General features: G+C 49.9%; 5 protein-coding genes. 1 reads left to right on the top strand and 4 read right to left on the bottom strand.

Annotated elements, in window-relative coordinates:
• Nucleotides 1-194: 194 nt before the first annotated feature.
• Nucleotides 195-1,067, bottom strand: a complete 873-nt coding sequence (locus tag ACI4WN_RS03460) for a TrmH family RNA methyltransferase (RefSeq protein WP_439776974.1) — start codon at nt 1,065-1,067, stop codon at nt 195-197.
• A gap of 298 nt (nt 1,068-1,365) precedes the next feature.
• Here ACI4WN_RS03460 and adhE point away from each other — a divergent pair, with 298 nt between their 5' ends.
• Nucleotides 1,366-4,059, top strand: coding sequence for a bifunctional acetaldehyde-CoA/alcohol dehydrogenase (gene adhE / locus ACI4WN_RS03455; protein WP_439776973.1), 2,694 nt, complete (start codon nt 1,366-1,368; stop codon nt 4,057-4,059).
• Nucleotides 4,060-4,250: 191 nt separating this feature from the next.
• Here adhE and ACI4WN_RS03450 read toward each other — a convergent pair whose 3' ends face one another.
• The 3 genes from ACI4WN_RS03450 to ACI4WN_RS03440 are packed head-to-tail and all read right to left on the bottom strand — an operon-like array spanning nt 4,251 to nt 9,083.
• Nucleotides 4,251-5,225, bottom strand: coding sequence for a hypothetical protein (locus ACI4WN_RS03450; RefSeq protein WP_439776972.1), 975 nt, complete (start codon nt 5,223-5,225; stop codon nt 4,251-4,253).
• A 20-nt stretch (nt 5,226-5,245) separates the two neighbouring features.
• Nucleotides 5,246-7,168, bottom strand: coding sequence for a hypothetical protein (locus tag ACI4WN_RS03445; RefSeq protein WP_439776971.1), 1,923 nt, complete (start codon nt 7,166-7,168; stop codon nt 5,246-5,248).
• Nucleotides 7,131-9,083 carry a glycosyltransferase gene (locus ACI4WN_RS03440; protein ID WP_439776970.1) on the bottom strand — a complete coding sequence of 651 codons (1,953 nt, stop codon included), beginning with the start codon at nt 9,081-9,083 and terminating at the stop codon, nt 7,131-7,133. The genes ACI4WN_RS03445 and ACI4WN_RS03440 overlap by 38 nt, the downstream gene beginning before the upstream one ends.
• Nucleotides 9,084-9,430: the final 347 nt, after the last annotated feature.

Here is a 9,430-nt window from a genome sequence, read left to right as displayed (position 1 = left end):
GGCCGAATGGATCAAGGACTTCTGGATGCCAAACAAGACTTGGGCTGGTCTGGACTCAGTCAACGACCCTAGTGCCCGGGTGCTGTCAAACTACGGCGACTCAGGTAAGTAAGTTAAAAGAGCAAGATTCGTTAGAATCTTGCTCTTTTTCTTTGTTCGCGGAGCCGGGTTCCCCCTAATATAGACAGCCACGACTATTTCTCACTGTGCCCCAGCTCCCAAAAGGCCAAGGCGCTGGCGGCGGCAACGTTCAAAGAATCAACGCCATCTTTCATCGGGATCTTGATAGTATAGTCGCTCTGCTGGATCGTTGCTTCAAGCAGGCCTGGCCCTTCTGAACCCAGGATGATGGCCAATTTGTCTTCAGCCTGCAAGGCGGGGTCAGAAATTTTGATGGTATCCTCTCTTAGCGCCATGGCCGCGGTCTTAAAGCCGGCCTCATGCAAGAGCTCGATCCCCTTTTCCTGCCAGGCCTCTTTTGGAAAATAAGTCCACGGGATCTGGTAGACGGTGCCCATGCTGACGCGGGACGAGCGGCGGTAAAGCGGATCGCTGGAGTCAGACGTGATCAAAATCCCGTCAATCCCCAGGGCCGCGGCAGACCGGAAGATGGCACCCACATTAGTCGGGTTAACCACGCTTTCCAAAATGGCGATCCGCGGCTTTTTCGGCAAAGCTGCTAAAAAGTCTGGGACGCTCGCCCGCTCCTTGCGCCTAAAAGCACAAATGGCGCCGCGCAAGAGATTGTAGCCAGGGAGCTGGCGGAGCATGTCGCCTTGCGCTACAAAGATCGGCGTCTTGGCCAGTGCGGATAAATTGCTATTTTGGTTGGTCTTTAATTCATGCTCTAGATCAGCCAAATCCCGGTCAAGGTATTTTTGCTCAGCCAAGATGGCGAGCGGCTCATAGCCTGCCCGCAGCGCCCGCTCGATCACCTTGGGACTTTCGGCGATAAAGACGCCAGGGTCCGGCTCTGAATAGTGAAAGAGCTGGGACTCGTTATAATCGACAAACAGCCGCAGCAAAGGCTGGTCAAAGCTGCTTACTTCAATAATGTTTTCGTTCATCAAAATGATCTCCTTACTAAATAATATACAAGATTCACCTCATAAACTGAAGCTCGATTCGACTTCTTTTAGTGAAAAAGTTCACTTTAGCTAGTTTTTTTCATCGCTTACACTTCTCTACTCTAAGTAGCACGAAAGCGTTTTTATCAAAAATTACAGCGGAAAATAATGCTTTAAAAGTTGTTGACTTTAAATCTAAAAGCGGTATCATACTAGGTGAAAAGGTTCACAAAGGAAAATAATGAATCTCTTTTCAATTGAGTAAGGTAAATGTATTTAGCTTTTTATGGAGAAAAAAATGACTAGTACAAAAACACAAACCGTAACGAAAAATGAGCTGACACCAGAAGAAAAAATGGCGGCCGCCAAGGAATATACCGGCAAGCTGGTTGACCAAGCAGTCGTTGCTGAAGAAAAGTATTCAACCTACACCCAAGAGCAGGTCGACAAGATCGTCGCTGCCATGGCCTTGGCCGGCAGTGAAGCCTCTCTTGAGCTGGCTCACGAAGCAGTTGACGAAACTGGCCGCGGGGTAGTTGAAGACAAGGACACCAAGAACCGCTTTGCCACAGAAAATGTCTACAACGCCATTAAGCACGACAAGACCGTCGGCATCATCGAAAGAAACAGCGTTGAAGGCTATGTGAAGGTTGCCTCCCCTCTAGGCGTTTTAGCCGGGATCGTCCCAACCACCAACCCAACTTCCACTACCATGTTCAAGATCCTGGTAGCCCTGAAGACTAGAAACGCCATCATCTTCTCCTTCCACCCAAAGGCACAAAAGTGCTCAATCCACGCTGCCCAAATCCTGTATGACGCAGCTTTAAAGGCGGGTGCCCCAAAGAACATCATCCAGTGGATCGACAAGGCCAGTCTGGAAAACACCACTGCCTTGATCCAAAACCCAAAGATCGCTTCCATCTTAGCAACTGGTGGTCCTGGCATGGTGCACGCAGCTTTGAAGTCCGGCAACCCATCCATGGGGGTTGGGGCCGGCAACGGTGCGGTTTATGTTGACCACACGGCCTTCCTTGACCGGGCAGTTGAAGACATCCTGCTTTCAAAGCGGTTTGACAACTCGATGGTCTGCGCCACCGAAAATTCAGCAGTTGTTGAAGCTCCGGTTTACGACAAGTGGCTGCAAATGATGCAAGACAAGGGTGCTTACTTAGTGCCTAAGAAGGACTACCAAAAGCTGGCTGACTTCGTCTTTAACGACAAGCACGGCGTTAACGGCCCGGTTGCCGGGATGAGCGCCCGCTGGATTTGTGAACACGCCGGCGTTGACCTGCCGGAAGGCAAGGACGTCTTGCTTTTTGAACTGGACCCTAAGAATATCGGTGAAAAATTATCCAGTGAAAAATTATCTCCGCTCCTGTCCGTTTACAAAGCTAAAGACCGCAAAGATGCCATCAAGATCGTCAAAGCCCTCCTTAACTACCAAGGGGCCGGCCACAATGCCGCCATCCAAATCGGCTCACCAAACGACCCCTTCATTGACGAATACGGCAAGGCTGTACAAGCTTCTAGAGTCCTAGTCAACCAGCCAGACGCTCTGGGCGGCATCGGCGACATTTACACCGACGGCTTACGGCCAAGTTTAACTTTAGGTACTGGTTCATGGGGGAAGAACTCATTGTCACACAACTTATCAACTTCAGACTTGCTGAACGTTAAAACGATTGCTAAGAGACGGAACCGGCCACAATGGATCCGCCTGCCGCAGAAGATTTTTTACGAAAAGAACTCAATTACCTACCTGTCAGATGAAAATGAACAAGACATCTCCCGTGCCTTCATCGTTTCTGACCCAGGCATGGTCAAGTTCCACTTCGTGGACAAGATCTATGAAGAACTAGCCCTGCGGGACAACCACGTTGACACCACTATTTACAGCGAAGTCTTGCCAGACCCGCCACTGTCACAAGCCATCAAGATCGCCAAGGAAATGAAGAACTTTGGTCCTGACACCATTATTGCTATCGGCGGTGGCTCAGCCCTAGACGTGGCTAAGATCGCCCGCTACATCTACGAATACAGCTTGGATCAAGCAGATGGCTGGCTGGACAACTACGACAACGTGGCAGAACTCTTCAAGGAACTGCAACAAAAGTTCGTCGACATCAGAAAACGGATTGTCAAGTTCAAGCACGAAACTCACACGAGCCTGATCTGCATCCCAACCACGTCAGGGACTGGCTCAGAAGTCACCCCTTACGCAGTTATCACCGACGACAAGCAGCACGTCAAGTACCCATTGACCGACTACGAACTGACACCGCAAGTGGCCATCGTTGACCCAGAATTCGTCATGACAGTGCCAAAGCACACGGTTGCCTTCTCCGGCTTTGACTGCTTGTCCCACTCCCTTGAAAGCTATGTTTCTGTTGCTGCCAGCGACTTCACCCGCCCATGGTCACTCAAGGCAATTCAGCTGATCATGAACAACTTGGAAGCCTCTTACAAGTACGACCCAAGTCACCCAACTTATGAGGGTGAAAAGGCCCGGGAAAACATGCACTACGCCGCAACCTTGGCCGGGATGGCCTTTGCTAACGCTTTCTTAGGCTTGAACCACTCTATTGCCCACAAGCTGGGCGGTGCCTTCGGCTTCCCGCACGGCCTCTGCATCTCCATTTCCATGATCCCAGTCATCAAGTTCAACGGGGCTAGCGGCAACGTCAAGCGGACGCCATACCCACGTTACGAAGTTTACCGCGCGCAAAAAGACTACGCTGACATCGCTAGAAGTCTGGGCCTTAAAGGCAACACCGATGCCGAACTAGTTGATGCCCTTTGCAAGCGGATCCGGGACTTGATGAAGGCTTGTGACATCAAGCCATCCTTGTCAGCCAACGGCGTTACCAAGGAAGCCTTTGACAAGGCCCTGCCAGACATGATTGACCGGGTTTACGATGACCAATGCACCGTCCAAAACCCACGCCAACCAAGCATGGCTGAAATCAAGCAATTGCTGCTTGGCATGTTTTAAGGAAAAAGCATCTGAATTGTAACTGCGTATCGTTTTCAAAAAGTACAATTTAGGAAAAAGCATAATAGTTTTAATAGCATTATTTCAAAGTATTGATTTAGATCTCTGTAACTTCTCACCAAAAAGGAGGAAACCACCAGGTTTCCTCCTTTTCTTTTGTCTAAAAGATTATTGAATTTTTTCTGTTGATCTTATTCTAGCCGCCACAAACTGATCTTAATGGGATAGCTGCTATGCTTTTGCAGGCGGTCGGCCCAGCGCTTGAGCGTTTGACCGTCGGCATACCACACGGTCTTGCCGCCTTTTTGGTAGTGCAGCGCCCCGCTTTTAGCATCCCGGCTCCCCTCCTGTTGGATCTGGCTAGGCGTCAAGGGCGTGACATTTTTGCCAAAAGCAAAGCCGCCATCAGCCAGCGCATAGTCAGGCTTCAGGTAGGCAAACTTTTTTGCCGTTTTATCCAAAAAGGCGTAGTCAGCCTTAGGACCGGCCTTGGTACCATAGCCATAGAGGTTGTAGCACATGACCACATAGGTCGGGCCAGACGGAAAAGCCAGCTTAGGCACCTTGGGCTCCAGCAGAACGCGCAATTTCAGCTTGTCTTTTTGGCAAAGCGAATACAGGATCTTTTCAAAGGCGAAATACTTCTGCCACAAGTCGCGTGCTTCTCCCAGATTTTCATAGTCCAGTTCAACGCCGGAAAAGCCTTCCTTCTTGGCTAAGGACACAATCGCCTTGGCTGCCTTAGTCTGCGTTGCAGCATCTTTCAGGATTTTTTCCAGCAGCGCCTGGCTCTTTTGTTCCTTAGCCGTGTCATTGACCACGGTCAAATAGACCGGACACTTGAGGCTGGTCGAAGCGTTAGCTTGGCTGACCAGGTCCTCGGCATGCCTAGGCAAAAAGATTTTTCCTGAACTTGTATAGTAGGCCGCAAAATCGCCAATCCCTGACAAATTGCCTGAGTTTTGATACAGGCTGGTCAAATTATCGTTCTTCCCCCAATAAACGGTCCAGACATATGGGTGGTACTTTTTCAGGGACTTGATTTCGGATTCTTGACTCACCACATGATGCTTATTTTCCGTATTGCTGCGATTATTGGCCTTTTGACAGCCGCTTAAGGAAAAAGCTAGCCCAGTGGCTAGCAAAATACTCATTATCTTTTTCATCGATATTTCCTCAATTTTTCCTACAGGTTAACGATGAACCAGTCAACGATCTTGTTCCAGAAGCTGTCCCACTTGTCTTTGACTAAGTCCCAGCCGTGAAGGCGCTCGTCAACGTAGGTCTTAGAACCTGACGCATTAGTGACGACTAAGTTCTGGAAGGCCCCATCATAGACATCGTCTGCGATATTGCGCTGGCTTTCGCCAAAGCCGCCAAAAGCACTCTCGAGCGCAATCCCGCCGTTAGTCGCCTTTACGGCTTGGCCCTTGACCAGCTTTTTGCCGTCAACCGTCAGCCAAACCTTATTGCCTGTTACCATTAAGTCGACTTTCACATCGCCGGGGTCGTTGATTTGGATTTCCGGGATGTACTCTTTGGCCCCCTGCTTGACCGACTTGACCTTCTTCTGCTTTTCCTTAAAAGCCTTCATCTGGTAAAGCTCAGCCAAGGTCGAATTTTTGGCAAACTTGCCCCGGGTCTTGAGCTCGGCGACCAGCGCCGCCTTCTTGTCTTCGGGGATAGACACTGGGTGGTCATCGTGGAGCTTGTACATATCTTGCTTAAGCAGGGTCTTGATGGCTCCGCCTGACTTTTGTCTGAGGTAAAGCTGGTTATTTTCTAAGGACAAAGACAAGTAGCTGGAAAAATTGTGCTTCTTGTTGGCCGTCCCCTGGGTGCCCAGGTAAATAGTCTGCTGGCCAATCTTGTTGCCAAGGAGCTCGCATTTCAGGTGAAAAGTCTTCCCCTGCGCCTTTTTCAAGGTCAAGAGGCCATTGCTTTCCGAATCTGACGTCAGAGCAATTGTATCTTTCTTGAATTCAGCAGCCCCCTTGACCAGCTTCCACTGGTCGTACTTTTTCCGATTCCCTTTGACAAACTTGATATTTTTCCGATCTTTTTTCGGCAGGTCGTCTTTAATCCGCATCAAGAGGTGGTTTTGGTACCACCAGGCCTGGACCTCCATCCGGGTCAGGTCGTAGATGGAATTCTTCCGGTTGTCAAAGGAGTAGCCTTCCCGGTTGATGTTCATTTTAAAAAGGCTTTCCAAATTTACCGCATTTTCAGCCGATACATTGGCATTATCCCCGTAGCGGCTGGTGTTGGAGTGCATAATGGCGTAAAGGTCCGGCACCTTGCCAACTTGCTTAGAATAGATCTTCTTCATCAGCTGGTAGTCGCGGTCGATCCGTTTCTTCATCTGCTTGGTGCTTTCGGTCGGGATCCCGTTTTTGTCTCGCTCATAATCCATCAGGTAGTGGTTGTAATTGCGTCCGATATACTGGTTGATCTCGATGAATTCCCGAGAATCCAGCTCGCCTAAAAAGCGGTGATAGCGGTCATAGGTATTGATGTAAGACAGGCGGTAGCCATTGGTCCCCAGCTGCCAAAAGCCTTCTTTACTGAGCCGCTTTAAGTCCTTGACCGAGACGAATTTCTGGTCGTTATTTTTGAACTTTTCAGCATAGGTCAAGATGGTGGCTTGGTAATTCAGTTTTTCCAGCAATTTTTCGGTAAACAGCACCGTGTCCCGCCGCCCGTCTTCAAAAACTAAGAAGAGGGCTTTTTTGGGCAGGGGCTTTTTGTGGTAATAGTAATTCTCTACGTCTTTTTGGCTTACGGTCACATAGCCCAGCTTTTTCAAGGTGGTCAATTCTTCTTCCAGCCGCGCCAGAGAAATCAGGGTGTCCGTTCCCTCCCGGTCGACGCCAAAATAAGACAGGGCGATAAAGCCGTGGTCTTTGCCGTCCACAATCTTGGGATCATTTCTGTCATAAGGCTGATAGGTCTTAGTGATAAACAGTGCGCGGAAGATGACGACGCCTAAGAGGATCAGGCTGATCCATTCCAGGATGGAGCGGATAAACTTGATCCAGTCCTTCTTGCTTTGCAAGTAAAAATGCTTCTGTTTAAGCGTGGGTTCCTGTTCCTGCTTTTCCTCTGTCATCGCCATCGCCCCCTTCTTGGCGGTTTACTTGCCGCTTGGCTTCTTTTCTAGCCTCTTTCTTTTCTTCTCTTTCCTTCTTTTTAGCAGCCTTCTTTTGTGCGGCCTTCACGTCGCTTGGCGTTTGCCGCGTCCCCCAAGTAGACTTCCAGAAGGTCACCCAGGCAATCGGCATCTGCCAGAGCAAAATCAGCTCGTAGTACATGCAAAAGAGAAAGCCGAAGGTCCAGGTGGTACTTTTTCTTAAGAGCAGCTGGGCAAAGGACATCATCAGACTCATGAGGAGCAGCCCCACTAAGAAGGTTTTCGGAAAAATGTGCTGGGTCAGCGGCACGTACATCAGGTTGTAGACGACGACAACCGGCGCCATGATCGGTACAATCAGACCGATGTAAAAGTTGATGGCCGCATAAGGTTCTTTCGTCCACATAAAGCGGCCCGCCATGAGCGATTCTCTTAGCCAGGATCGCTTCCAGCGCATCTGCTGCTTTAAAAAAACCCGGTGTTTTTTGGGCACGATGGTTGAGCAGACCGCCGTATCTTGGTAAGTGCAGCGGTGGTGGCGGAGGATGAAGTTGGTCATGGCCCGGTCATCGCCAAAGGTGGCCTTGTGGCCCAAAAAGCGCTGGTGGACCCAGCGGTCCTTATACTTCATGACCAATTCTCTTCTGTAGCAAGAAAGTGGCCCGCTTAAACAGGTGACGGCATCAAAAACGCCCTCTGCCGCCTTCATGATCCGGAAGGCGATGTAGTAGCGGACCGACTGCATCTCGGTCAAGGCATTGGTGTAGGTGTTGGCCACGTCGCAACGTCCAGCGCAGCCCCCCATTTTCGGATCTTGGAAGGGCTGAACCAGGTTGCGCACGGCATCTGGCTCTAAAAAAGAGTCAGAGTCAACGAACATGACTAGATCTGTATCCGTATTTTCCACGCCCCGAACCAAGGCGGCCCGCTTGCCAGCATTCTTTTCTTGGACAAAGCACTTGACCCGATCTTTGACGTCATATCTTTGGCCTTCGCTTTTGACCAGCTTGTCAATCAGCTCATTGATTTTTTCTACCGACCGGTCAGTGGAGCAGTCGTCCACCACATAGACCTTGAGCTTGTCAACTGGATAGGCCTGGTCAAGACAAGACAGGATGGTTTTTTGGATCCATTTTTCTTCGTTAAAACAAGGAATCACGATGGTGACTGACGGGGTAAAGTCGGGATTGACCGGCACCGGCTGATAGAGAGCCCCAAAGAGGTAACGCGTTAGCAAAAAGGCTGCCGCGATCAGGGAGTATGAATATAAGAGAGCATTGTACTTAAAGTAGATGACCGATTCAGCCCGCATCAAAACCACGCAAAAGGCCACAAAGGCCAGGGCCAAAGAGGCTGAAACCAGCAAGTAGCGGTCTTTATGCCGGTCCAGGTAACTGGGCAGGCTTTGTGAAAATTCGATGCCGACCGCTTTTTGGCTGTCAACGCTTCTGACGATTTGCCCAGTGATCTTGAACTTCATCTCGTGGCCTTCTGGCATGGAGCCAGCCGGCACCTTGAACTTGAGGTGGACGTTTTTACAGTCTTTGACGTCATCAAAGTCGTCATTTGCGACTAAAAGCATCCCCGTATCCGAAATGTCCCGGCAGGTCCCGGTAAAAATCACCGGTTTGCCCTTTTTCTCGGCCTTGACCTTGACCGGAAAATCGCTCACGTAGCGGACGCCCAGTTGGTGCTCTCTTAAGAGAGTCGTCAGGTCCTCGTCGTCCGTATACTTGCCCCGCCGGTCCAGGATGCTTCTTTGGCCGGTGGGGTCTGGTACGTGCGGCAGGAGGCGCCGGTCACCTTTTTCCTTTAAGAGGACATCTTGGTCCTTCTCTTTTTTCTTATTTTCTGCCTTTATTTCCGTAGTTACTTCTGTCTTTGCTTCAGTCATCTTTCTGCCCTCCCGAATTCAAAAACATATCCAATGCTATTCAGGTGAATATCATTAAACACATTCTTGTCCTCTAGCCAAAGCTAGAGGTTTTTTTAGGCTTTTTCACGAGGAAATGCCTTGTGCGTTCGGTTGTATGCACCTCCACTAGGGGGAGCCCTAGCTTCTGATGCTTTTATCATACGCACAGTCAAAGAGTTCGCCATGCTTCACAAGCAAAGCCCGGAGGCCATGTCTGTAAAGCAGGCAGGAATATGTCCTAATTTTCCCTAGTGCCGAGGCTCTAGGGCAGCGCCCAGTCCTAGACTTGAAGCAGGGGCGAGCCCACGCTTGTGACGCTTTGACTG

This window comes from Lactobacillus sp., from assembly GCF_051893255.1.
In the GTDB taxonomy this organism is placed as follows: domain Bacteria; phylum Bacillota; class Bacilli; order Lactobacillales; family Lactobacillaceae; genus Lactobacillus.
Note: the sequence above shows the minus strand (reverse complement) of the source record. Positions and strands in the feature narration are given on the sequence as shown.